Origin of the sequence: Leifsonia tongyongensis, assembly GCF_010686705.1 — a bacterium.
In the GTDB taxonomy this organism is placed as follows: domain Bacteria; phylum Actinomycetota; class Actinomycetes; order Actinomycetales; family Microbacteriaceae; genus Diaminobutyricibacter; species Diaminobutyricibacter tongyongensis.
In genome coordinates this window covers 600469-623297 of sequence record NZ_JAAGWY010000002.1, presented here as the reverse complement: position 1 = coordinate 623297, position 22829 = coordinate 600469, and the positions used below count along the sequence as shown (strand labels likewise).

Genomic DNA, 22829 nt, shown 5'->3' with positions numbered 1-22829 from the left:
CGTAGAGTGAATTCGCGACGATCCTGGCTGATCTTCGCGGTCGGAGTGTTCGGCTACCTGGTCGCCGTCATGCAGCGGACGACGATCGGGGTCGCAGGCGTTGCGGCGACCGAACGGTTCCACAGCACAGCGTCCGTCCTGTCGACGCTGGCCGTTGTGCAGCTGATCGTCTACGCCGCGATGCAGATCCCTGTCGGTGTGCTCATCGACAGGGTCGGGTCGCGCTGGCTGATGACCGTGGGCACGGCGCTCATGATCGCCGGGCAGGTCACCGTCGCGCTGGCTCCCACGATCGGGATCGCCGTTCTGGGCCGCATCCTGGTCGGCGCGGGCGATGCCACCATCTTCACGTCGCTCATCCGTCTCACCAACTCCTGGTTCACCGGCAGGCTGGTTCCGCAGCTCTCCCAGTGGGTCGGAAACATCGGTCAGCTCGGGCAGGTGCTCTCCGCCGTCCCGTTCGCCCTGATCCTGCACCAGTCCGGTTGGACGACGGCGTTCCTGAGCGCGGCGTCGTTGTCGGTCGTCGCCCTCGTCGGCATCGTGGCCGTGATCAGTGATCGCCCTGCGGGGTCGTCCGAGGGCCCGCGACCGGCCACCTGGGGGGAATCGCTGCGCCTGCTTCGTGCCAGCCTCCAGAGGCCGGGGACGCAGCTCGGGTTCTGGTCGCACTTCGTCACACAGTCCTCCGGAACCGTGTTCAGCCTCATGTGGGGCTTCCCTTTCATGGTCTACGGGCTGGGAATCGACCCGAGCGTGGCGGCGGGCCTCCTCATCGTCATGGTGGTCGCCGGCCTGATCTCGGGCCCCATCCTCGGGCTTCTCACCGCTCGCTTCCCGTTGCGGCGCAGCAACCTGGTCCTGGCGATCGTCGCCATGATGGGGCTCGCCTGGGCGACGGTGCTGCTCTGGCCGGGGACCCCTCCCGACTGGCTGCTCATCGTCCTCCTCGTCGTGATCGGGATCGGCGGGCCGGGCTCCCTGATCGGGTTCGACTTCGCGCGCACCTCGAACCCGCTGCACAGCCTCGGGTCGGCCAACGGCATCGTCAATGTCGGCGGGTTCCTCGCGAGCTTCGTGATGATGTTCCTGATCGGTGTGGCGCTGGACGTCGAGAACAATCTGCACGTCGCTGCCGGCCAGCCTTCCGATCTGTACGCACTGGATTCGTTCCGCTGGGCGTTCGCCATCCAGTACGTGATCGTCGGCATCGGCGTCGTCTTCCTGGTCCGGGCGAGGAGGCGCACGCGTCGCCGGCTGTCCCAGGAAGAGGGAATAGAAGTGGCCCCCTTGTGGGTTGCACTCAACGAAGCGTGGAGACGGCGCAGGCGCGAGGCAGCCTGATAGGGGCCGTGGCAGGGGGCTCACCCAAAGCGTGCAATAATTGATGATCGGACCCGTTCATATCCTGGGTGCGACGTATCTGCGGATCGTCGCGAAGAGACTCAGGACTTGACATGGGTCTTAGTAATGTCCGCATGCAACCTGAGCCAGGCCGTGGCACACGAGTGCGAACCCGTCTCCGCTTGGTATGAAAGGTGTTCAGATGGCAACCCGACCAGCAAAGACCGTCGACGCGGAGGTGCCCGCACAGGCAACCGCAGCGGCGGTGAAGCCGGCTCTCAAGCCGGCCACGACGAGCAAGGCGGCGACCGCCAAGAGCGGAACCAAGACGACCCCTGCGCGCAGCGGCGCAGCGAAGGCGGCGGCCAAGCCCGCCGCGAAGACCACACCGGTCTCCGAGGCGAAGCCGAAGAAGGGCACGAGCGCAAAGGCTGCCGATGATGTTGATGTAGACGTCGACCTCGATGACGCCGTCGTCGAGATCGATGAGACCGAAGAGGTCGAGGTCGAAGAGGTCGTCGACGTCGTCGACGTCAAGGTGGAGACCGAAGAGGTCGAGGTCGATGCCGACGCCGACTCCGGTGACGACGACGATGAGAAGCCGGCGACCCCCGAGGAGCCGCTTCCGACCGGTGCGCTCGTGCTGCGCGCCGTCGACGAGGACGACGACATTCCCGTCTACTCTGCGGCGATCACGGGTGCGACGGCCGACCCGGTCAAGGACTACCTGAAGCAGATCGGAAAGGTCGCGCTTCTGAACGCGGCCGAAGAGGTCGAGCTCGCGATGCGCATCGAGGCCGGTCTGTTCGCCGAGGACAAGCTGGCGAACACCCCGAACCTCCCCAAGGAGCTCGAGCGCGAGCTCAAGTGGGTCGCCCGTGACGGGCAGCGTGCGAAGAGCCACCTGCTCGGCGCGAACCTCCGTCTCGTGGTCTCGCTGGCCAAGCGTTACACCGGCCGTGGCATGCAGTTCCTGGACCTGATCCAGGAGGGCAACCTGGGCCTCATCCGTGCGGTCGAGAAGTTCGACTACACGAAGGGGTTCAAGTTCTCCACGTATGCCACCTGGTGGATCCGCCAGGCGATCACGCGCGCGATGGCCGACCAGGCCCGCACCATCCGCATCCCCGTCCACATGGTCGAGGTCATCAACAAGCTCGCACGTGTTCAGCGCCAGATGCTCCAGGACCTCGGTCGCGAGCCCACGCCTGAAGAGCTGAGCCGCGAACTCGACATGACTCCCGAGAAGGTCATCGAGGTGCAGAAGTACGGTCGCGAGCCGATCTCGCTTCACACCCCGCTCGGCGAGGACGGCGACAGCGAGTTCGGCGACCTCATCGAGGACACCGAGGCCGTGGTCCCGGCGGACGCCGTCGGGTTCACGATGCTCCAGAAGCAGCTCGAGAGCCTCCTCGACTCCCTGTCCGAGCGCGAGGCCGGCGTGATCCGGATGCGCTTCGGGCTGGGCGATGGGATGCCGAAGACGCTCGACCAGATCGGCGACACGTTCGGCGTGACGCGCGAGCGCATTCGCCAGATCGAGTCGAAGACGATGGCGAAGCTGCGCCACCCGTCACGATCGCAGTCGCTCCGCGACTACCTCGAGTAGGCAACCGGGTGCGGTACAGGCTGGCGGTCCTCGCCGGTCGTCTCGCTCGCTGGGTGCTGCGGCTCCGTGGGGGCGGCTCTGCCGTCCCCGGCCGGGTAACGCTCGCGATCGCGCCTCGGTTCCTCGAACGCTCGATGAGCAGACTCCCGCTCGGAGTCCTGTTCGTGAGCGGGTCGAACGGCAAGTCGACGACCACGAACATGCTCACCGGGATCCTGCGCGAGCACGGTCTCGAAGTCGTCACGAACCCGTCGGGCGGAAACCTTCCCCAGGGGATCGCGTCGGCTCTGCTGGCCACCGTGCCGCTCGACGGCTACGTCCGGGGTGATGTGGCCGTGATCGAGGTCGACGAGGCGTACGGTGTGAACCTGGCTACTGTCCTGAAGCCCCGCGGCGCCCTTCTGCTGAACGTGCAGATCGACCAGCTCAACCGGTTCTTCGAGCCCACCCGGGTCGTGGGGATGCTCCGCTCCATCGCCGACACCGCATCCGAGTTCGTCGTGGTGAACGCCGACGACGACAGCCTTCGCGGGGTCGGCGCCGACCTGGCCGCGCAGGGACGCGACGTGACCGTGTTCGGCGTCGCGCCATCCCTCATCGAGGCTTCACCCAACGGGCTGGCGAATGTCGAAGACTTCGCGCCCGGTGACGAAAGCGCGCTCCCCGCGCCGCGCGTGATCGTCGGCGGGCTCGCCGCGCGCACCGCGAGGCTGGACGTCGACGGCTCGCCGATCGAGATCGCCCTGCCCGCGCGCGGACTCCATTACGCGGTCGACGCGGCCGGGGCGACAGCGACGGCGGTCCGCGTCCTCGGCGACAGGTTCTCGGCCGACGCGACAGCACGCGCGATGCTGTCACTCCGCACGGTTTACGGACGCGGCGAGACGCTGCGCGTCGGCGACGAGGACGTCGAGATCATCATGATGAAGAACCCGCCGAGCCTCCAGCTGAATCTCGACTACCTCGAAGAACCACCGGAGCAGGTGTTCGTCGCCGTTGATGAGGGCACGCCGGATCCCTCCTGGGTGTATGACATCGACCTCTCGTCGATCACCCACGTCGACGTCGTCTCGGGTACCAAGGCCTGGCAGTTCGCGACCCGCTTCGCCTACGCCGGAATCCCCGTGACATCGGTGCTTCCGGAGCTTCGCCCGGCTCTCAAAGCCTTCCTCGACCTGCCCCGGCCGTCCCGGGGGACCAAGACCATGATCGTCAACTACGAACAGATGATGCTCATCCGCAAACAGCTCGGCTTCCTCGAGCTGGAGGGAACGGCATGACGGCGCCGCTCCGCATCCTGCACCTGTATCCGCGGGAACTGGGCATCAACGGTGACGCCGGAAACGTGACAACGCTCGTGAAGCGGTCAGAGTGGCGCGGTCTCGAGGCGGCCGTCATTCAGCACGAGGTCGGCGATGAGCTCGTCTCCGCGGTGGACATCGTCCATGTCGGCAGCGGTCCGCTCTCGTCGCAGCGGATCGTCCATGCGGATCTGCTCCGTATCGCGCCCGCGCTGCGTGAGCTCGCGTCGTCCGGTGTCCCGATCCTCGCGATCGCCGGCGGCTGGCAACTGCTCGGACACCAACTGGTCACGGCCGACGGCGAGACGCTCGCAGGTGCCGGGGTGTTTCCGTCGCGAGCCACGCTCGGCACCGCCCGGCGTGTGGGCGAGATCGTCGTCGAATCCTCTGACGGGATTCTGGCCGGTTTCGAGAATCATTCGGCGAAGACCGTGCTCGATGACCGTGCCGAGGCGCTCGGCGCTGTCCGCGAAGGTTTCGGGAACGGTCCGGATGCGTCGGGTGCTCGCCTCGAGGGCGTTCGAGTCGGGGAATCGCTCGGCACGCACCTGCACGGCCCGGTCCTTCCGATGAATCCGGTTCTCGCCGACCGGATGCTCAGCGCGGCGTTGGGGCGGCGTGGCGAACAACTGCCTCAGCCGGTCTCCCGTGAGCTCAGCAGCGCCGACGGTTTCGCGGCGAATGCACGGCGGGCGATCGCGGAGCGGACGGGCGCGCGGCTCTCCCGTTAGCCCACGTAGACGCGCTGAACGCGTGGCATCACGCCGGTGACCATCTCGTCGCCGATCGTCTCAGCCCAATCCGCCCACTTCTCGGCTGTGGGCTCGCCGTCGAGTCCTGGGCCGAACACGACAGCCGTGTCGCCGACCCGGACGCGGTCGTTGCCGCTGTCGATCACTGTCGTGTCGACTCCGATGTCGACGATGGGCCTCCGCGCGCCGTTCAGGAAGACAGATGCCTTCGCCACCCCGAGCGTCGGTACGCCGTCGCCGAATCCGATCGCGAGGCGCGTCCGCGTGGTTCCGTCGAGGTGGACTTCGGTGACCGGAGCTTCGAGCCGCATCACGGGGACGAGCCCGAGCTCGGCCCCGGACGTGTCGTCGAATGGGGAGATCCCGTAGGCCGCAATGCCGAAGCGCACCAGGTCGAAGCGCGCCTCCGGCATCCGGATGCCCGCAGAGCTGGCAGCAAGGTGAAGGATTTCGAACTCCGCGCCGCGCTCGCGTGCGACAGCGACGGCCCGTTCGAACTCGGCCAGCGCGGCCTCGTCGTCGGCGATGGATGCGTCGGCCAGGTGCGACCACGCTGCACGGATCCGCACGACTCCGGCCTCCTGCAGTGCGAGCGCGGCGTCGACGAGCGCGGGCCAGTCCTCAAGGCTCGCGCCGTTGCGGCTGAGCCCCGTGTCGACCTTGAGATGGATGACGGCAGGGCGGTTGGCGGCTGCGCTCTCGATCGCGTCGAGTTGCCAGAGTGCGGAGATGCCGAGCTCGATGTCGGCTTCGATGCCGGCCTGGAAGTCGGTCTGCGGGCCGTGCAGCCAGGCGAGAAGCGGAACCGTGATCCCGGCGTCGCGCAGCAGGAGGCCGGCTGGGATCTCGAGGACCGCCAGCGAGGTCGCTCCCGCTTCGAGTCCTGCCCGGGCGACAGGAAGCAGACCGTGCCCGTACGCGTTCGCCTTGACGGCGAGCATCACCTCGGCCGGGGCGGCGAGCTGCACAAGACGGGCGACGTTGTGGCGGAGTGCGGCCAGGTCGATGATGGCGCGGGGGAGCGACGGACTGTCTGAGGGGGTCGTCATGAGTAGATCCGCTCTATCCGGCTGCCGAGCCCGCTGACGATGACGTCCGGCGCGAGACCTGTCGCATCGGCCCAGTGCGAGAGTGTGGGTTCGCCGACCTCAGGGTCCCCGAAGAGAACGGCCTGGTCGCCGACCGTGGCGGTGTTGCCGTCGAGATCGACGACGAACTGGTCCATCGCAATGCGCCCGGTCACCCGGCCGGTGAAGTCTCCGACTTTCACCGGAGCCCGGTTGGATGCGACACGCGGGATGCCGTCTGCGAACCCGAGCGCCACGAGCGCCAGCGTCGTCGGCTTCGTGGTGCGGTACGTGTAGCCGTAGGAGACGCCGCGGTCCGCGGGCACGTTCTTGACAGCGATGACTTCGCCGACGAGCCGGAGGGTGGTCCGCGCGGGCGACCCGTCGAAGCCGTACAGGCCGGGCCCGACGAGGGTGGATGCGAGCGGGCCGGCCGGATGGATGACCGCTGTGCTGATCCCCACGTCGGCGAGGGCTGCGACGTCGGTGGTCCTGGAGACGAGGAAGCCGGCCCCGCCGGCCTCGGCCAGCGCAAGCGCTACTGCGACGAGGCCGTGCCCGTAGGCATCGGCTCGCACGTCGATGAGAACCCGGTCGGGCGATGGTGCGCTGCGCGCGAAGTTCCCCGTCAGGGCCGAAAGGTCGACGAATGCCTGCCTGCGCACACCCATCGTCACCGATCGAACCCCTTCGCGTAGTCCAGCTAACGCGCGGTCAGCTACCGCGTAGTCCAGCCAACGCGCGGTCAGCTACCGCGTTCCGCGTGGAAGCAGTGAGACTAAGCGCGCTGCTCCTCGAACAGGCGAGCGGTCTCATCGTGCCAGCTGTGCGCGATCTCGGACAGCTTCTCCTGGTGCTTCTTGCCGTGGTGAGCGCAGAAGAGGAGTTCGCCGTTGTTCACGACGACACGAATGTACGCCTGGGCGCCGCAGCTGTCGCAGCGGTCAGCGGCCGTGAGTTGCGGCCCGCCGGCGAGCTCGTCAACCGCACCGTTCTCCGTGGTGATCGTCGACATGTGATGCTCCTCTCAATCCGAACCGTTCAACTCGGTAGGACTATAGAACCACGTTCACCTGTGAGAAACGATGCTAACGCCGGGTATTTCGCTCAACGCGTAGACCCCGTTCGGGAGGGTGTCGGTGGCGTATCGTGCCCGCCGCGGTCAGTACGCTTGACGGTGGCAAGGCGTTCAGCAGCACGGGCGCCTCAACGTGTGCAAGGAGCGTTCGTGTCGAGCTCAGACTATTCAGCCAGGCATCTCTCCGTCCTGGAGGGACTGGAAGCGGTGCGGAAGCGCCCCGGGATGTACATCGGGTCCACCGATTCCCGTGGGCTCATGCACTGTCTCTGGGAGATCATCGACAACTCCGTCGATGAGGCGCTGGCCGGTCACGGCAGCCACATCCAGGTCATCCTTCACCCCGACGACAGCGTCGAGGTGCGCGACTCCGCGCGAGGAATCCCGGTGGACATCGAGCCGAAGACCGGCCTCAGCGGCGTCGAGGTCGTCTTCACCAAGCTTCACGCCGGCGGCAAGTTCGGCTCAGGGTCGTATGCCGCCTCCGGCGGTCTGCACGGAGTCGGAGCATCCGTCGTCAACGCGCTCTCGGAGCGTCTCGACGTCGAAGTCGACCGCGACGGCAAGACCTGGGCGATGTCGTTCCACCGCGGTGAGCCGGGGGTGTTCGCCGATCATGGACCGGCGACTCCGGATGCTCCGTTCAAGCCCTTCGAGAAGGGCAGCGAGCTGCGGGTGGTCGGAAAGGTGGCGAAAGGCGTCACCGGTACGCGCATCCGCTACTGGGCGGATCGGCAGATCTTCACACGCGGGGCTGAGTTCCAGGGCGACGACCTCCTGGGCCGTGCCCGCCAGACGGCTTTCCTCGTGCCCGGGCTCACCCTGACGATCGCGGACAACCGTGCCGAGGAGCCCGTCGACACCACCTTCAGCTACCAGGGCGGCATCTCCGAGTTCGTCGACTACCTCGCACCGGACAGCGCGCTCACCGACACGTGGCGCCTCACCGGCGAGGGACATTTCACCGAGACGGTGCCGGTGTTGTCGGACTCGGGCGCGATGATGCCGACCGAGCTGCGCCGCGACTGCCAGGTCGACATCGCGCTGCGCTGGGGCACCGGCTACGACACTGTGATGAAGAGCTTCGTCAACATCATTGCGACGCCGAAAGGCGGCAGCCACCAGCTCGGTTTCGACCAGGGGATGCTCAAGTTCCTGCGCCAGCAGGTGGAACAGAACGCACGTCGTCTCAAGGTCGGCAACGACAAGCTCGAGAAGGACGACGTGCTCGCAGGCCTCACCGCCGTGCTGACGGTCCGGTTGCCTGAGCCGCAGTTCGAAGGCCAGACCAAGGAAGTGCTCGGCACGCCCGCCGTGCGCGCGATCGTCGCCCAGGTCGTGACCAAGGCCATGACGGACCGCTTCACGTCGAGCAAGCGCGACGACAAGGCGCAGTCCGCACTGCTGCTCGACAAGGTCGTCGCCGAGATGAAGTCGCGGATCTCGGCGCGCGCCCACAAGGAGACGCAGCGGCGCAAGAATGCGCTGGAGACCTCATCTCTCCCCGCAAAGCTCGTGGACTGCCGCTCCAGCGATGTCGCCAACAGCGAGTTGTTCATCGTCGAGGGCGATTCCGCACTCGGCACCGCCCGCCGCGCCCGTGACAGCGAGTATCAGGCGCTGCTGCCGATCCGCGGCAAGATCCTCAACGTGCAGAAGGCGTCGGTCTCCGACATGCTGTCGAACGCCGAGTGCGCATCCATCATCCAGGTGATCGGTGCGGGCTCCGGTCGCAGCTTCGACCTCGCCTCGGCCCGCTACGGCAAGATCATCATCATGAGCGACGCGGATGTCGACGGTGCGCACATCCGGACCCTCCTGCTCACGCTGTTCTTCCGCTATATGCGGCCCATGATCGAAGAAGGTCGCGTGTTCGCGGCCGTGCCTCCACTCCACCGGGTGGTGGTCATGAACCCCGGCACGAAGCCCAACGAGACGATCTACACCTACTCCGAGGCCGAGCTGCAGGGCGTGCTCGCGGGACTGAAGCGGTCCAACAAGCGATACCAGGAGCCCATCCAGCGCTACAAGGGACTGGGGGAGATGGATGCGGACCAGCTCGCGACCACGACGATGGACCGTACGCACCGCACGCTCCGGCGTGTCCGGGTGCCCGATGCCGAGCAGGCGGCTCGCGTCTTCGAACTGTTGATGGGCAACGACGTCGCGCCCCGCAAGGACTTCATCATCGCCGGTTCCGGCGACCTGTCGCGGTCGCGCATCGACGTCTGAGGCGTCAGGCGGCGGCGAGAGCCTGGTAGCGGCCGCGGGGCAGGAAGAGTGCGCCGACGAGTGCGATTCCGGATAGCGCGATCAGGGCGGTCGCGGCGTCGTGCAGGGCGGCCACCGGTCCTGACGTGATCGCGCTCTGCGTGAAGAGCGTGACGATCACCGCGATGCCGATCGACCCGGCGATGCGCTGCCAGATACTGAAGAGCGTGTTGGCGTCGGCGAGCCGGGCATCGTCGACACCCCGCAGCATCACCGCGAGCAGTGGCGAAATGACCAGACCGATCGATGCTGCTCGGCACGCCAGCACGAGCGAGGTCACCCAGAGCGGCGTGGCAAGGTCGATCGCGAGCAGTGCCACGCTTGCGGCGGTCAGCAGGGCGAAACCGAGCGCGACGGTCATGCGCACGCTGAGGCGCGTGAGCAGCTTCGGCCCGAACGCAAGGCTGAGGCCGGTGAGCACGCCCTGGGGGAGCAGCGCCGCGCCCGCAGCCAGGGCCGAGTATCCCTGCGCGGTCTGCATGAACACAGGCAACAGGAAGATGGCGGCGTACGTGACCACGGACGCGAACGCACACAGCACGAGGGAGAGCACTGCAGGGAGCCGGGTCACGAGGGTCAGGTCGACGATCGGATGCGCGGACCGCCACGCCCAGGCCGCGTAGCCTCCTAGAAGCGCGAACCCCGCGATCACCGAAAGCCAGGTCTCGGGGGTGTTCCAGCCACCCGTCTCACTGTTGCCAGCGCCGAACAGGAGAGTCGCGAGTCCCGCTGCGAGCAGGAGCCAGCCGACGATATCGAAGCGGGTGCCGGGCTGCCGCGACGGAGCGAGTGAACGGGGGATGCGCCTGGTGCTGATCGCCGCGGCGACACCGATCGGGATGTTGATGAGGAAGATCGCGCGCCACCCCCACACCCCGATGAGCACGCCTCCGAGGCTCGGGCCGAGGGCAGGCCCGAGAAAGAGCATGATTCCCGCCACCGGCGACATCGAGCGGGCGCCGCCGCCGCTTCCCAGCAGCATGCTCATCGCGAGCGGAACCATCGGCGCCCCGGCGAGTCCCTGGAGCACGCGTGCGGCGACAAGCAGCTCAGCAGTAGGAGCGAGAGCGCAGAGCAGCGAAGCTGCGGTGAAGGCGGCGACGCTCGTGAGGTACACCGGCAGAGTTCCGAAGCGACGTGCCAGGTACGACGTCGCAGCGAGTCCGATCCCGAGCGCGAGGAGGTAGCCGCTGACGGCCCACTGCACCGTCGCGATGGGCGCGTCGAGCTCTGCTGCGATCGGCGAGACGGCGACGTTGACGATGCTGGAGTCGAGCATCGACAGCAGGGGCCCTGCGAGGAGCGCGAACTGCACGAGCGCCCCCAGCCGGGTACGTGGAGCGGCAGGTGCCTCCGACGCCGTCATGGTCAATCCTCCGACAGCGGAGCCGTGGCCGCCGCGTCCCGTAGCCCAGCCAGCCAGGTTCGCTCTGCCTCGCACCGGCGGATCAGCTCGGTGGTCACGTCACGGCTCCAGAGGTCGCGCCTGCCACGGTCGAGCAGCGCGGTCAGGTGATGGATGCGAGTCTCGAGTGCCGCATCCCGCGCATCCAGGATGGTGAGCCGTTCGGCCGGTTCGAGCAGCGAGAACTGCCCGAGCCTGGTCAGGAACTCGAGATCGTCGCCAGCTGATTCCGGCGGCAGTTCGGCCAGCATGTCGTGAAGGAGTTCGAGGCCAACTGGCGTGATCGAGTAGACGTGCCGGGCCGGCCGGCCTTCCTGCTCCTCAGAGCGCTTGACGACGGCGCCGGCCTCTTCGAACCGTTTGAGTGCGGGGTAGAGCGAGTTGTTGTGAAGCACCACTCCGGTCGTCTCCTCAACGCGCTTGCGCAGCTCGTACCCGTGCGCAGGCTGCCGACGCAGGTGCCGCAAGATGAGGATGTCGATCGAGGACATACCGTCCAGTGTGACCTAGGTAACACTGGACTGTCAAGACCCATGTTGGTTCTCAGTGACTCCCTCTCAGAAACGAAGCAAGCCGCTTGCCGATCCGTTCCCCTGAGCTGATTGTCCGGTAGTAGCCGTGGTCTGCTACCCAGAATCTCGGGCCATCAGCGACACGCGGGTCCGCGGTGTAGAGGGTGACGTGCACGGTTCCTTCCTTCGATGTCCAGTTCTGCCCGAGGTATCGGGTTCTCAGACTCAGATATCGTCCAGTAGCGGTCTTGTAGGTATCGTCCGTCCCGGCTAACAGTCCTTCGGTCGTGACTGGTTCGTCCAATTCGATTACAGGCAAATCGAGTCTTTCGTCTCGGTCGGCGGGACTAGGCAACCAGGCGACAACAGTGCCGGTCACGGGTGCGCCGCCCGTGGCCGCATCGCCCCATCCGACCGAAAGACGTGCTGATGTAGCAATTCCCATAGGTCACAGCTTGCGGGGTGAGAGCACCATGGCCTGACAGCCGCGCGGTGTTCAGTGATTGAAGAGGCGGCTTCGCGACGACGGGGTCTGGTGGCCGGGCGCGGCGAGTGAGAACGCTTGCGGGCGCCGAGCGTAGTTCGACCTCGAAGGGTCGATGTTGGCCCACCAGATGGTGGCGGCGACAGCGGAGATCACGATGACGAAGGCGATGGTCGGAGTGACCGAGTGAGGAACGTTCTCCGCTTGCTCGAACACGGAGCCCACGGCTGCTGCGAATCCTCCGCTGACGATGACGAGCACAGCAACGATTGCGACCCTGCCGATTCCCTGGGCGAGGAACATCCCGATGGTCAGGAGGGGGATCGCTGCGATCCAGGGTAGGACGAGCATGGCATTGGCTTCGGCTTCAGCTCTGAGCAGTATGCCCGGCGCCAGGAAGATCCACGCAAGCAGGGCCACGAGAGCGAATCCGGCGAACGTGGCCACGGCCCTCCGCGCGCCGCTGTGTGCAATACGTCCGATGGGTTGGATGACGAGCTCGCGGAGAAGGCCGGCGGCCACGAGAGCCGCGGTGAGGGATAAGCCGCCCGTGAGGGCGACGACGAGGGAGGCAAAGGTTGTCATGTTCCCTCCTCGTTCTGAGCGCTGGCCGACTGGCACGCCCGAATCCACGATGTCAATTCGAGCTGCTGTACCGGAAGATTGGCGAAAGTGAGAGTTTCCATGCTCAACTCTTTCCCACACCGGGCCGAGAAGAATCAGGCGTGAGTCGGATCAGTGTCATCCTGGGTGCTGATCTGCGGAGCCCTCACTGATCGGTCAGGAGTCAGCCGAGCTGCCGCCCCACGCTGCCGACGACCGCGTCGAGTGGGGTGCCGGACCCGTCGCGGCGCGAACCGCCGGCGGGCAGTGTGCGTGCCACGCCATCCGGTGCCACGGCGAGAGCCGGCCCGCGACCGACCCACGCCAGCGCGAGTTCGCTCTCGCCCTTGAGGAAGCGGTGCGATCGGACGCCGCCAGTAGCGCGTCCCTTCGCCGGGAATTCGGCGTAGTCGCTTACCTTGGCGCTTCCGGGGTCGGCGCCCGGCAACGTCTCAACGCTGGTCGTGACCGTCACGACGACGGCGGCATCGCGCTCGGAAGCCGGGATGGACGAGAAGTACACGACCCGCGCATCCGCAGCCAGGTTGATCCCGGCCATGCCGCCGGCAGCCCGACCCTGTGGCCGCACCGTCGACGCGGGAAAGAGCAGCAGCTGCGAATCGGACGCCACGAAGACGAGCTCGTCGGAGTCGGCTCCCTGGACGGCGCCGACCACTTCGTCTCCGGGCTTCAGCGCGATGATCTCGAACTCGGGCTTGTTCGCCCAGTCGCCGGCCGTCACGCGCTTGACGACGCCCTGTCGCGTCCCGAGCGCGATCGACTCGTCGGACGTCAGCGAGACGAGGGCGAGGATACGCTCCGAGCGGTCGGAGAGTGCGAGGTAGTCGCCCACACGCACGCCCGCCGCCAGCTGGATCGAGTTGGTGGGAACAGCCGGAAGGTCGACGGGGGAGAACCTGATCAGGCGACCCTTCGAGGTGACCGCACCAATCTCGGTACGACTCGTGGTATCGAGGGTCGACAGCACGGCGTCGTGCTTGCTGCGCCGAGCAGGCGGCTGGATGCGGTCGAGTCCGCCGTCGTCATCCGGCTGCTGGTCGACGCGTACGATGCGTCCGGTGGTGCTCAGGAGGACCCGGCACGGTGTGTCCGCCACCTCGAGCACGACGGGCTTGCCGCGTGACGACGTCGTGGCGATCGACGGCCGCGCTTCGGTGAGCAACGTACGCCGCGGGGTACCGAACTTCGCCGCGACCTGCTCGAGTTCGTCCGAGACCATCTGGCTGATGCGCTCGCGACTGGCGAGAAGCGCTTCGAGCTCGGCGATCTCGGCGAGCAGCTGTTCCTTCTCGGTCTCGAGTTCGATGCGCGAGAAGCGGGTCAGCCTGCGCAAGCGCAGTTCGAGGATGTAGTCGGCCTGCAGTGTGCTCAGGTCGAACACGTCCATCAGCCGTGTGCGAGCCTGATCGGTGTCGTCGCTGGTGCGGATGACCTGGATGACCTCGTCGATGTCCACGATGGCGATCAGGAGGCCTTCGACGAGGTGCAGTCGCTCCTGCCTGCGTGCGAGCCGGTATTGCGACCGTCGCGTGACCACGCTGATGCGGTGATCGAGGTAGACACGGAGCAGCTCGCGCAGTCCCAGGGTCTGGGGGCCGCCGTCGACGAGTGCGACGTTGTTGATGCTGAAACCGTCTTCGAGCGGGGTGTGCCGGTACAGCTGTTCGAGCACGGCCTCCGGACTGAATCCCGTCTTGATGCCGATCACGAGGCGGAGGCCGCGCGTGCGGTCGCTGAGGTCGGTGACGTCGGAGATGCCGCTCAGCTTCTTGGAGTTGACGCCGTCCTTGATCTTCTCGATGACCTTCTCGGGGCCGACGAGGTAGGGGAGTTCCGTGACGACGAGGCCGCTCTTGCGGGCGGTGATGCTCTCGACGCTGACCTTGGCGCGCGTCTTGAAGCTGCCCCGGCCGGTCGCGTACGCATCGCGGACGCCGGCCAGGCCGACGATGGTTCCACCGGCCGGCAGGTCGGGACCGGGAACGTACTCCATCAGCTCATCGAGGGATGCGTCGGGGTTCGCGAGCAGATGGCGCGCGGCCCCGACCACCTCGATGAGGTTGTGCGGAGCCATGTTCGTCGCCATGCCGACCGCGATGCCGCTCGCACCGTTGACCAGGAGGTTGGGAAACGCAGCGGGCAGTACGTCGGGCTGCATCAGCTGGTTGTCGTAGTTGGGGACGAAGTCGACGACGTCCTCGTCGAGGTCCTCGGTGAGGGCGAGGGCGGCGGCGGCGAGACGGGCCTCGGTATAGCGCGGGGCAGCCGGCCCGTCATCCAGCGAGCCGAAGTTGCCGTGCCCGTCGATCAGCGGGACGCGCAGCGTGAAGTCCTGCGCCATGCGCACGAGCGCATCGTAGATCGCGCTGTCACCGTGGGGGTGGAGCTTTCCCATCACCTCGCCGGTGACACGGGCCGACTTGACGTGCCCGCGATCGGGGCGGAGCCCCATCTCGGTCATCTGGTACAGGATGCGCCGCTGCACAGGCTTGAGCCCGTCGCGTGCATCCGGAAGCGCGCGCGAGTAGATCACCGAGTACGCGTACTCGAGGAACGACCCCTGCATCTCGGTGGTGACGTCGACGTCTTCGATTCGTTCCGTCGACGGAGCTGCTGTGGGGTCGTTAGTCGGATTCATGCGTGCAATCTGGGAGGCGTGCCGGGTGGCACCGAGGGGACGTTTCACTACAGCCGGCCCCGCTCGCCTGTGACAAACTGGGCCGGATGCCCCCCATGCTACCGGCCGCCTTCACGACACAGCTGAGCCTTGCCGCTGTTCTGTCAAGTTCGATGGATGCGGTCCTCGGTGTGCAGAATCCGCTCGGTCTGCGCAGGGTCGAGCGGATGATCGTGGTGGTGGTCGACGGGCTGGGCGCGAACTCGCTCCGGGCGCGCTCGGGACATGCGCGATTCCTCGCGCCGTTCCTCACGAAAGCGTCGACGATCGACTCCGGTTTTCCCACGACGACGGCTGCCGCACTCGCTACGCTCTGCACGGGGACGACGCCGGGCACGCACGGGCTGGTCGGCTACCGGGTCCTCGATGCCGCATCCGATCGGATGGTCAACCAGCTCAACGGCTGGGATGACCGGCTGGATCCTGCGACCTGGCAACGGTCGGAGACCGTCTTCGAGCGGGCGACGATGGCCGGGGTGCGCAGTTATGCGATCGGCCAGCCCCGCTACCGCGACTCCGGCTTCACCCACGCGGTGCTGCGCGGAGCCGAGTACGTGCCGGGCAAGCAGGTGGCGGACCGTTTCGCCGCCGCCAGGGACATCCTTCGTCGGCCGGGCCCGAGCCTGACGTACCTGTACGTGAGCGAGCTCGATACGGTCGCCCACGCGTCAGGCTGGGAGTCGCCGGCCTGGACGGCCGAACTGGAGGCGCTGGATGGCCAGCTCGCGACGCTCTCGGCATCGCTCGGGCGCAACGACGGCATCCTCGTCACCGCCGACCACGGCGTCATCGACGTGCCGCAGAGCAGCCATGTGCTCTTCGACACCGTTCCGAAGCTCGTCGCGGGCGTCGAGTTCGTCGGGGGCGAGCCCCGGTGCCTCCAGCTCTACCTCACCGATCGGTCGCCTGCCGCCGCCGACCGCCTGGCGGCGACGTGGCAGGACGTCGAGGGGGAGCGCTCCTGGGTGGCCACCCGGGAGCAGGCCGTCGAAGCAGGATGGTTCGGGGATGCGGTCGACGAGGTCGTGCTTCCGCGCATCGGCGATGTCCTCGTCGCGGCCCGCCGTCGTATCGCGTACTACGACTCCCGTGACCCTCTGCAGTCGGGCCGGAACATGGTCGGGCAGCACGGGTCGCTCACCCCGGAGGAGACACGCGTCCCCCTGATCCGCCTGGGCGCGATCGCCTGACCGGTTCGCCGGCATCAGGCGCGAGCCCGGAACCTCAGGCCAGGTCGTCGTCCGTGCGCGCGCCGAAGACGATTTCATCCCAGCTCGGCATCGAGGCGCGGCCCTTTTTGCCGATACGCCCCTGAGGCCCCGTGTTCGACTGCCCCGTGTTTGTCTGCCCCGTGTTTGTCTGCCCGGAGTTCGACTGCCCGGAGTTCGACTGCGAGCTGGTCGCAGACTGCGGGGGAGGCGCGGGAATCTCGGCGGGCGTCACGGAGATCACGTCCAGCTCATCCAGCGGCACGTCGACGGCCCGGACGCCGTGATCCGGCGACGGCGCATCCGCTTTCTCCTGAAAACTGGCGGCCTCGCGCTCACCGCGACGGCGGCGGAGCGCCTCGAGGAGGTCAGCGGTCTGGTGCAGGTCCTTCGGCTCGACATCGTCGGAGCGCTTGATGGCGGAGATGGAGATCGAGTTGTTCGCCGACGGGATCGTGCGGCTGTAGGCGACGGGTTCGAGGAAAGGAGCCGCATCCGGCCCGAGGAGGTCGCTCGGCGTCTCGTGGAACGTGAAGGCGCCGCTGTCGAACCGCGACTCGTCCGGTTCGGACGAGTGGGGCGCGACGGCCCGCAGGCGGGGAATGAGCGCGCCTTTCAGCTCTCCCTGCTGCGACAGCGTCGTCGCTTCCGAGTTCAGTGGGGCGAGTGAGTGCTTGCGGGCGTCGTAGCCCCACCGTGCATCGTGGTCGATCTGGTCGGCCGTGAATTCGAGCTTGACGATCCAGCCCGCCTCGGCGTCCTTCCAGCTCGCCCAGCGTTCGCCGGAGACACCGAGCGATGCGAGGCGATCGCGGATGACGGCGCCGAAGGTCGCGCCCTCGCCGAGCGGGTCGACGTCGGCGGTCGTGTGGACGGGCACGCTCAGCGCAGAGGCGACGATGTGCTCGCGTTCCGCGACGATCGGGCCCTCGAAGCGCTGGATGTACTCGAGGGTCGCCCCGGTGACGGCGGCCACATCCTCGGCGGACATGCCGGAACGGATGTGAGCCTGCACTTCGCGCGGCGAGAGTTTCGGTGCGTTCGGGGCGGCTTCGGTCTTGCGCTGGCGAAGCCGGGACTGCAATACCTCGTCGATGGCGATGCGGAACCGCTCACCGTCGTCGCTCGCGGCGAGCAGTGCACCGTTCTCGACTCCGATGACCTTTAAATCCTGCATGATGAAATGCCTTCCCACCTCTCCGCCTACGTCGCAAGAATGCCACGTGCCACCCCCATTTCCGGGGAATAACCGTGGCGCGCCGGAAGTTGATCACCGAGCAGTGGCAATGAGCTACGCGAGTGGTTTGCTATTCACTGCGGTTTGATGCAAACTATGGCCGCCGATTGCGAACAATCGGTCGTTAATACGAGAAGTGGATGGGCATGGCAACGGATTACGACGCACCGCGGAAGACCGAAGACGACTCGGAGTCGATCGAGGCCCTCAAGGAGCGTGTCCCGGACAAGATGTCCGGAGTTGTCGACGTTGACGATGCGGACAACCCTGGTGGCTTCGAACTCCCCGGCGCGGACCTTTCCGACCTCGACCTCGACGTCGTGGTCCTCCCGCCCCAGGCCGACGAATTCACCTGTGTGAACTGCTTCCTGGTGAAGCACCGTTCGCAGATCGATCACGAGACGAAGCTCGGACCGATCTGCGTGGAGTGCGCCGCCTAGGAGGCGGAATTCGCAGCCGCGAGTCGACCTTCATCGAGAGCCCGGACCAGACGGTCCGGGCTTCTTGTCGAGAGCAGCCAGTACGGCGCGGGATCCTGGGGGTCGAGAATGGGCACCTTGACGACGGGCTTGACCCAGCCGCGGATGAGCAGCCAGGCACGCGCATCCAGCCGCTGGCCCCGTTCGAGCGCGGCCGCATCCGCACCGTAGCCGGTCGGCTCGCCAACCAGGGCGAGCGGGATGCTCGCACGGCCGGCGAACAGTTCGCTGTCGGTCACGCGGATGACCGGCGATGAAGCGATCAGCATGCCCACGCATCCGGCGTACAGCAGGATGGCCGTGATGATGCCGGCCACCATCGAAATGGGCGCGAAGACGATGATGCTCGCCGGGATGACGAGGGCTGTCGAGATGTACAGCCAGGGAGCGGCCCAGAGCCGTTCACGATAGAGAACCATGGCTCTATTCGATCAGACTTCTGCACTACCCTCGACACGTGACCGATACCGTTGACGTTCCCATCGTCGCCGAGCATGTGCCGGCCTACGCCCACCCTGGCGACGCCGGCGCCGATCTCTGCGCCGCCGTTGCCGTGACCCTCCGGCCTGGTGAGCGCGCTACCGTCCCCACCGGGGTGTCCATCGCGCTGCCCGACGGTTTCGCCGGTTTCGTGGTTCCCCGCAGCGGGCTCGCCGCTCGCCACGGCATCACGATCGTCAACTCACCGGGGACGGTGGATGCGGGCTATCGCGGTGAGATCCGGGTGACCGTACTGAACACGGACAGTTCGATGCCGTACGATATCGCCGTCGGCGACCGGATCGCCCAGCTGATCGTGATGCCGGTGACGCGGGCGACGTTCGTGCCCGTCGACAGCCTTCCGGAGAGCCGCCGCGGAACCGCGGGATTCGGCTCGACCGGCTACAGCGCGGAGCACAGCACCGTGCCCCACGACAGCGTCAAGTCAGGAGAACCAGCGTGACCGACACGAGCAGCACTGATCCCGTCAGCTGGGAGAAGTCGGCGCCGGCGGATCGCGAGACCGAAGGGCCGCTCGACGAGAGCGAAGCCAATCCGGTCCGGCCGTATGTGGACCTCGGCGGGGTGAAGATCCTTCCCCGTGAAGGCCTGCACCTGCGCCTCGAGGTCGAGGAGGAGTCCCAGCGCGTCGTGGCCGTCGGTCTCGACTATGCCAATTCCACGTTGCAGGTCCAGCCGTTCGCAGCTCCCCGCTCCAGCGGACTCTGGCATGAGATCCGCGAGCAGATCGCCGAGCAGGTCGAGCGCCAGGGTGGACGCACGACCGTACGCGACGGGGTCTTCGGGCCGGAACTGGTCGCGGAGATCCCTGTCGCATCGACCCAGGGCCCCGGCGGCGAGACCCGCGTCGCGCGCTTCGTCGGTGTCGATGGCCCGCGCTGGTTCCTGCGCGGCGTGATCGCCGGCGACGCGGCCATCAAGGCAGATGCAGCGGCGTTGGTCGAAGACCTCTTCCGCAGCATCGTCGTCGTTCGCGGCAACGTCCCCATGCCTCCCCGCGACCTGATCCCGCTCCGGATGCCGGCTGCTCCCGCTGCAGGCGACGGAACGATTCCCGTGTGAGCCTGCCGAACATGTCCAGCACCGGCCGACCATCGGAACCGAACGACGACGAGCGCGAGGCCAGTGTGCCCGGCGCCATCGGCGAGAGCCTCGCGAAGGCCGCGCGCACGTCGGGTATCGGTCAGCTCGCCGACAGCGAGACCTCGACCGGCACGGCGCTCATGGCCGCGCTCGGAGGCGTCCGCGGGCTGCTGGAGACCATCCTTCCGGGCCTGGTCTTCCTCATCCTCTTCACCTTCACGACGAACGTGCCGCTGTCGCTGGGAGCCTCCGTCCTCGTCGCCGTCGTGTTCACCGCGGTCCGGATCATCGGCAAGACGCCCGTCACGCAGGCCATCGCGGGCCTGATCGGCGTCGGCGCCTCGGCGATCCTCGCGCTCATCACCGGGCGCGGCGAAGACAACTTCCTGTTCGGCATCGGCCTGAATCTGCTCTACGGCGCTGCGTTGCTCATCTCGATCCTGGTTCGCTGGCCGCTCATCGGCCTGGCGTCCGGCTACCTGATGGGCGATGGTCTCGCGTGGCGTAAGGACCGGACGAAGTTCCGGGTGATGCAGGCGCTGACCTTCCTCTGGTTCCTTCTGTTCGCGGCCCGCCTGATCGTCGAGCTGCCGCTCTACCTCGCGCACACCGACGCCGCGACGACCGGCCTCGGAATCGCGAAACTGATCATGGGCGTTCCGTTGTACGCGCCGCTCCTGCTCGTCACCTGGTTCGTCGTCCGGGGACTCTACGGTGTCGGCGGATCGCCGAAGAACGACGAGAAGCACGAACCAGCCGGCGACGACCGGCCCGAGTCGAACCGGACCTGAGGGCCGCCGTGACGTACGCGCGCACAGGGGAGGGACTGACCCGCGCGGAGGTGGCAGAACGCCACGCGAGCGGGCGTGGCAACACGGTGACGCAACCGACGTCGCGTTCGATCTCGGACATCCTTCGTGAGAACGTCTTCACACTTTTCAACGGCATCCTGACCGTCTGCTTCATCGCCGTGATCGTGCTCGGCGACCTGCGCGACGGATTCTTCTACGGCGTCGTCGTCGTGAACGCGCTGATCGGCATCGTCCAGGAGGTGCGCGCAAAACTCGTGCTGGACCGCGCGGCCCTCCTCGCCGCGCCGGAGAGCCGGGTGAAACGCGACGGGTCGGTCGAGACCGTGGCCCTGGGGGACGTGGTCCTCGACGACCTCCTCGTCCTGAGACCGGGGGACCAGATCCCAGCGGATGCGGTGGTGGTGGAGAGCAACGGGCTCGGCCTCGACGAGTCCCTCCTGACCGGCGAGGCGGACCCGGTGCTGAAGGACGACGGCGACCGGCTCCTCTCGGGCTCCCATGTCGTGAGCGGTACGGGCTACGCGACCGTGACGGCTGTCGGGGCCGACTCGTACGCGAGCAGGCTGACGTCGGAGATCCGCAAGCACTCGCTCGTGCATTCCGAACTGCGTGACGCGACCAACCGCATCCTCGTCTACCTGTCCTGGATCCTCGGGCCGGTCATCCTGATCACCCTCATCGGGCGGGTACTGACCTACGGCGGACTCGCCACCCTCGGCGAGAACGGGCGCTGGCGGCGTGCCCTGCTGGATGCCGTCGCGGCCGTCGTCGGGATGATCCCCGAGGGCCTGGTGCTCCTCACGAGCCTCGCCTTCGGGGTGGCTGCGATTCAGTTGGCCGCCCGTAAGGTGCTCGTGCAGGAACTCGCTGCGGTCGAAGTGCTGGCCCGCGTCGACGTCCTGTGCCTCGACAAGACCGGCACGCTCACGAGCGGCGAACTGGCGTTCGACCGCACCGTGAGTCTGGGGGATGCGGTACCGCAGTCCCACGCAGAGCTCGCCCTCGCGGCGTTCGGGGCCGACGACGCCGGGAACGCGACCGCGGGCATCCTGTCGCGGCACTTCCGCTCGGATGCCGTGACCGTCGAGCGACGCATCCCGTTCAGTTCGGCGACGAAATACAGCGGGGTCGTGCTGTCCGCGAGCGGCGAACGGTCGTCCTGGCTGCTCGGTGCGCCCGAACGGCTTCTGACGGAGCATCCCGACGAACTCGCCCGCGCCAACACGATCGCCGCGACCGGTCAGCGCACGCTCGCCCTGGTGCGGGCCGTCGATCCGCTTCCGACCGAGGTGCATGCGCCCATCCGGGGCGTGCGCGTCGAGCCCGCTCAGCTCGTCGTCTTCGAGGAGTCGGTGCGACCGACCGCACAGGCGACGCTCGCCTACTTCCGCACTCAGGCGGTCCGCGTCGTGGTCATGTCGGGCGACAATCCGGTGACCGTGTCGGCGATCGCGCGCACCCTCGACCTGGAGGGCGAGGCGGTCGACGCGTCGAAGCTCGACGGGGATGCGGAACTCGCGGCCGCCCTGCAGACCTCTGACATCTTCGGCCGGGTGAGCCCGGAGCAGAAGCGCACAGCCGTGGGCATCCTCCGCGAGATGGGACGCACGGTCGCGATGACCGGCGACGGTGTGAACGACGCCATGGCGATCAAGGATGCGCACCTCGGCATCGCGATGGGCACGGCGACCGCGGCGACGAAGGCCGTCTCCCGTATCGTGCTGCTCGACAACCGCTTCGACCGGCTCCCCGACGTGCTCGCGTTCGGTCGTCGTGTCATCGCGAACGTCGAACGGGTCTCGAACATCTTCCTCGCCAAGACCGTCTACGGAATTCTTCTCGCCCTGGTCAGCGCTGTGCTGCTGCTGCCGTTCCCGTTCCTTCCGCGGCAGCTCACCCTCGTGTCGACGCTGGCGATCGGCATCCCGTCGTTCGTGCTCGCCCTCGCGCCCAACCGGCGCATCTACACGCCAGGGGTACTGCGGCGCATCCTCACGTATTCGATCCCGACGGGCACCATCGCCGCCGCCGCATGCGTGCTCGCATACCTGCCGCTCTACCGGAACATCCCGCTTCAGGAGGCCAGGAGCATCACGACGGTGACCCTGTTCTGCGTGTCGCTCTGGATCCTGTGCGTTCTCACGCGGCCGCTCAGCTGGCCGAGGCTCGCCCTGCTGGCCGGTGTGGTCGTCGCGATGGTCCTTGTCTGCGTGCTGCCCCTCCCGAGGGAGTTCTTCATGATGCATATCCCGGTGTCGCTCGAACTGCTCTGGGGTATCGTCGTGGGTGCGATCGGGGCGGTGGGAATCGAAGTCTTCTACCGCTTCGCGAAGCGGCGCGGACTGGTGTTCGACCGGGAATGACCGGGCATTCGACACGTCCTGC

The 22829-nt window shown here is 67.2% G+C and carries 20 protein-coding genes; 11 read left to right on the top strand and 9 right to left on the bottom strand.

Annotated features, from left to right (window positions below):
* Nucleotides 1-6: 6 nt before the first annotated feature.
* The 4 genes from G3T36_RS10900 (at nucleotide 7) to G3T36_RS10885 (ending at nucleotide 4985) form a co-directional block, all read left to right on the top strand.
* A complete protein-coding gene (locus tag G3T36_RS10900) occupies nucleotides 7-1344 on the top strand; it encodes an MFS transporter (RefSeq protein WP_163289802.1) in 1338 nt (445 codons plus the stop codon).
* Nucleotides 1345-1546: 202 nt separating this feature from the next.
* Nucleotides 1547-2953, top strand: coding sequence for an RNA polymerase sigma factor (locus G3T36_RS10895; protein ID WP_163289801.1), 1407 nt, complete (start codon nucleotides 1547-1549; stop codon nucleotides 2951-2953).
* 8 nt (nucleotides 2954-2961) lie between these two features.
* Nucleotides 2962-4233 (top strand): MurT ligase domain-containing protein, encoded by a 1272-nt coding sequence (locus G3T36_RS10890; RefSeq protein WP_163289800.1) that lies wholly within the window; start codon nucleotides 2962-2964, stop codon nucleotides 4231-4233.
* Nucleotides 4230-4985: a type 1 glutamine amidotransferase gene (locus G3T36_RS10885; RefSeq protein ID WP_163289799.1), complete on the top strand. Its 756-nt coding sequence runs from the start codon at nucleotides 4230-4232 to the stop codon at nucleotides 4983-4985. The genes G3T36_RS10890 and G3T36_RS10885 overlap by 4 nt, the downstream gene beginning before the upstream one ends.
* Here the strand turns inward: G3T36_RS10885 and alr are convergent.
* The 3 genes from alr to G3T36_RS10870 all read right to left on the bottom strand — a co-directional run bounded on the left by alr (nucleotide 4982) and on the right by G3T36_RS10870 (nucleotide 7088).
* A complete protein-coding gene (gene alr, locus G3T36_RS10880; protein WP_163289798.1) occupies nucleotides 4982-6055 on the bottom strand; it encodes an alanine racemase in 1074 nt (357 codons plus the stop codon). The two genes, G3T36_RS10885 and alr, sit on opposite strands and share 4 nt — an antisense overlap.
* Nucleotides 6052-6744 (bottom strand): alanine racemase C-terminal domain-containing protein, encoded by a 693-nt coding sequence (locus tag G3T36_RS10875; protein ID WP_163290300.1) that lies wholly within the window; start codon nucleotides 6742-6744, stop codon nucleotides 6052-6054. The genes alr and G3T36_RS10875 overlap by 4 nt, the downstream gene beginning before the upstream one ends.
* Nucleotides 6745-6851: 107 nt before the next feature.
* Nucleotides 6852-7088: a DUF7455 domain-containing protein gene (locus tag G3T36_RS10870; protein WP_163289797.1), complete on the bottom strand. Its 237-nt coding sequence runs from the start codon at nucleotides 7086-7088 to the stop codon at nucleotides 6852-6854.
* A gap of 213 nt (nucleotides 7089-7301) precedes the next feature.
* Here G3T36_RS10870 and G3T36_RS10865 point away from each other — a divergent pair, with 213 nt between their 5' ends.
* Entirely contained in the window at nucleotides 7302-9383 is a 2082-nt protein-coding gene (locus G3T36_RS10865) for a DNA gyrase subunit B (RefSeq protein WP_163289796.1), read from the top strand.
* Between the two features lie 4 nt (nucleotides 9384-9387).
* Here G3T36_RS10865 and G3T36_RS10860 read toward each other — a convergent pair whose 3' ends face one another.
* The 4 genes from G3T36_RS10860 to G3T36_RS10845 form a co-directional block, all read right to left on the bottom strand.
* Complete coding sequence (locus tag G3T36_RS10860) at nucleotides 9388-10788, bottom strand: DHA2 family efflux MFS transporter permease subunit (RefSeq protein ID WP_163289795.1); 1401 nt, start codon at nucleotides 10786-10788, stop codon at nucleotides 9388-9390.
* A gap of 2 nt (nucleotides 10789-10790) precedes the next feature.
* Entirely contained in the window at nucleotides 10791-11318 is a 528-nt protein-coding gene (locus tag G3T36_RS10855) for a PadR family transcriptional regulator (RefSeq protein ID WP_163289794.1), read from the bottom strand.
* Nucleotides 11319-11835: 517 nt separating this feature from the next.
* Nucleotides 11836-12408: a hypothetical protein gene (locus G3T36_RS10850; protein WP_163289793.1), complete on the bottom strand. Its 573-nt coding sequence runs from the start codon at nucleotides 12406-12408 to the stop codon at nucleotides 11836-11838.
* A gap of 202 nt (nucleotides 12409-12610) precedes the next feature.
* Complete coding sequence (locus tag G3T36_RS10845; protein WP_163289792.1) at nucleotides 12611-15085, bottom strand: DNA gyrase/topoisomerase IV subunit A; 2475 nt, start codon at nucleotides 15083-15085, stop codon at nucleotides 12611-12613.
* Between the two features lie 86 nt (nucleotides 15086-15171).
* On the opposite strand from G3T36_RS10845, the gene G3T36_RS10840 reads away from it, so the two are divergent.
* Nucleotides 15172-16314: an alkaline phosphatase family protein gene (locus G3T36_RS10840; protein WP_240148436.1), complete on the top strand. Its 1143-nt coding sequence runs from the start codon at nucleotides 15172-15174 to the stop codon at nucleotides 16312-16314.
* A 34-nt stretch (nucleotides 16315-16348) separates the two neighbouring features.
* Here the strand turns inward: G3T36_RS10840 and sepH are convergent, their stop codons facing one another.
* Nucleotides 16349-17509 (bottom strand): septation protein SepH, encoded by a 1161-nt coding sequence (sepH, locus tag G3T36_RS10835; protein WP_163289791.1) that lies wholly within the window; start codon nucleotides 17507-17509, stop codon nucleotides 16349-16351.
* A 206-nt stretch (nucleotides 17510-17715) separates the two neighbouring features.
* Between sepH and G3T36_RS10830 the strand changes: the two genes are divergently transcribed.
* Nucleotides 17716-18009, top strand: a complete 294-nt coding sequence (locus tag G3T36_RS10830) for a DUF4193 domain-containing protein (protein WP_163289790.1) — start codon at nucleotides 17716-17718, stop codon at nucleotides 18007-18009.
* On the opposite strand, the gene G3T36_RS10825 is transcribed toward G3T36_RS10830, so the two are convergent.
* On the bottom strand, nucleotides 18006-18467 hold the full coding sequence (locus tag G3T36_RS10825; RefSeq protein ID WP_163289789.1) for a DUF3093 domain-containing protein: 462 nt from the start codon (nucleotides 18465-18467) through the stop codon (nucleotides 18006-18008). The two genes, G3T36_RS10830 and G3T36_RS10825, sit on opposite strands and share 4 nt — an antisense overlap.
* 38 nt (nucleotides 18468-18505) lie before the next feature.
* On the opposite strand from G3T36_RS10825, the gene dut reads away from it, so the two are divergent.
* The 4 genes from dut to G3T36_RS10805 are packed head-to-tail and all read left to right on the top strand — an operon-like array spanning nucleotide 18506 to nucleotide 22807.
* The gene (dut, locus tag G3T36_RS10820; protein ID WP_163289788.1) at nucleotides 18506-18991 is read left to right on the top strand and encodes a dUTP diphosphatase; all 486 of its coding nucleotides are present in this window, start codon (nucleotides 18506-18508) and stop codon (nucleotides 18989-18991) included.
* A complete protein-coding gene (locus G3T36_RS10815) occupies nucleotides 18988-19611 on the top strand; it encodes a DUF3710 domain-containing protein (RefSeq protein WP_163289787.1) in 624 nt (207 codons plus the stop codon). The genes dut and G3T36_RS10815 overlap by 4 nt, the downstream gene beginning before the upstream one ends.
* Nucleotides 19612-19622: 11 nt before the next feature.
* Entirely contained in the window at nucleotides 19623-20423 is an 801-nt protein-coding gene (locus G3T36_RS10810) for a DUF3159 domain-containing protein (protein WP_163289786.1), read from the top strand.
* 8 nt (nucleotides 20424-20431) lie between these two features.
* On the top strand, nucleotides 20432-22807 hold the full coding sequence (locus G3T36_RS10805; protein WP_163289785.1) for an HAD-IC family P-type ATPase: 2376 nt from the start codon (nucleotides 20432-20434) through the stop codon (nucleotides 22805-22807).
* Nucleotides 22808-22829: the final 22 nt, after the last annotated feature.

Excerpts from the sequence above, each read along its gene's own strand:
- G3T36_RS10850 (WP_163289793.1), bottom strand. The coding sequence starts at position 12,408 with ATGACAACCTTTGCCTCCCTCGTCGTCGCCCTCACGGGCGGCTTATCC.
- G3T36_RS10860 (WP_163289795.1), bottom strand. The coding sequence starts at position 10,788 with ATGACGGCGTCGGAGGCACCTGCCGCTCCACGTACCCGGCTGGGGGCG.
- G3T36_RS10830 (WP_163289790.1), top strand. The coding sequence starts at position 17,716 with ATGGCAACGGATTACGACGCACCGCGGAAGACCGAAGACGACTCGGAG.
- G3T36_RS10810 (WP_163289786.1), top strand. The coding sequence starts at position 19,623 with ATGTCCAGCACCGGCCGACCATCGGAACCGAACGACGACGAGCGCGAG.
- G3T36_RS10870 (WP_163289797.1), bottom strand. The coding sequence starts at position 7,088 with ATGTCGACGATCACCACGGAGAACGGTGCGGTTGACGAGCTCGCCGGC.
- G3T36_RS10855 (WP_163289794.1), bottom strand. The coding sequence starts at position 11,318 with ATGTCCTCGATCGACATCCTCATCTTGCGGCACCTGCGTCGGCAGCCT.
- G3T36_RS10885 (WP_163289799.1), top strand. The coding sequence starts at position 4,230 with ATGACGGCGCCGCTCCGCATCCTGCACCTGTATCCGCGGGAACTGGGC.
- G3T36_RS10845 (WP_163289792.1), bottom strand. The coding sequence starts at position 15,085 with ATGAATCCGACTAACGACCCCACAGCAGCTCCGTCGACGGAACGAATC.
- sepH (WP_163289791.1), bottom strand. The coding sequence starts at position 17,509 with ATGCAGGATTTAAAGGTCATCGGAGTCGAGAACGGTGCACTGCTCGCC.
- G3T36_RS10840 (WP_240148436.1), top strand. The coding sequence starts at position 15,172 with ATGCCCCCCATGCTACCGGCCGCCTTCACGACACAGCTGAGCCTTGCC.
- G3T36_RS10875 (WP_163290300.1), bottom strand. The coding sequence starts at position 6,744 with ATGGGTGTGCGCAGGCAGGCATTCGTCGACCTTTCGGCCCTGACGGGG.
- G3T36_RS10825 (WP_163289789.1), bottom strand. The coding sequence starts at position 18,467 with ATGGTTCTCTATCGTGAACGGCTCTGGGCCGCTCCCTGGCTGTACATC.
- alr (WP_163289798.1), bottom strand. The coding sequence starts at position 6,055 with ATGACGACCCCCTCAGACAGTCCGTCGCTCCCCCGCGCCATCATCGAC.
- G3T36_RS10895 (WP_163289801.1), top strand. The coding sequence starts at position 1,547 with ATGGCAACCCGACCAGCAAAGACCGTCGACGCGGAGGTGCCCGCACAG.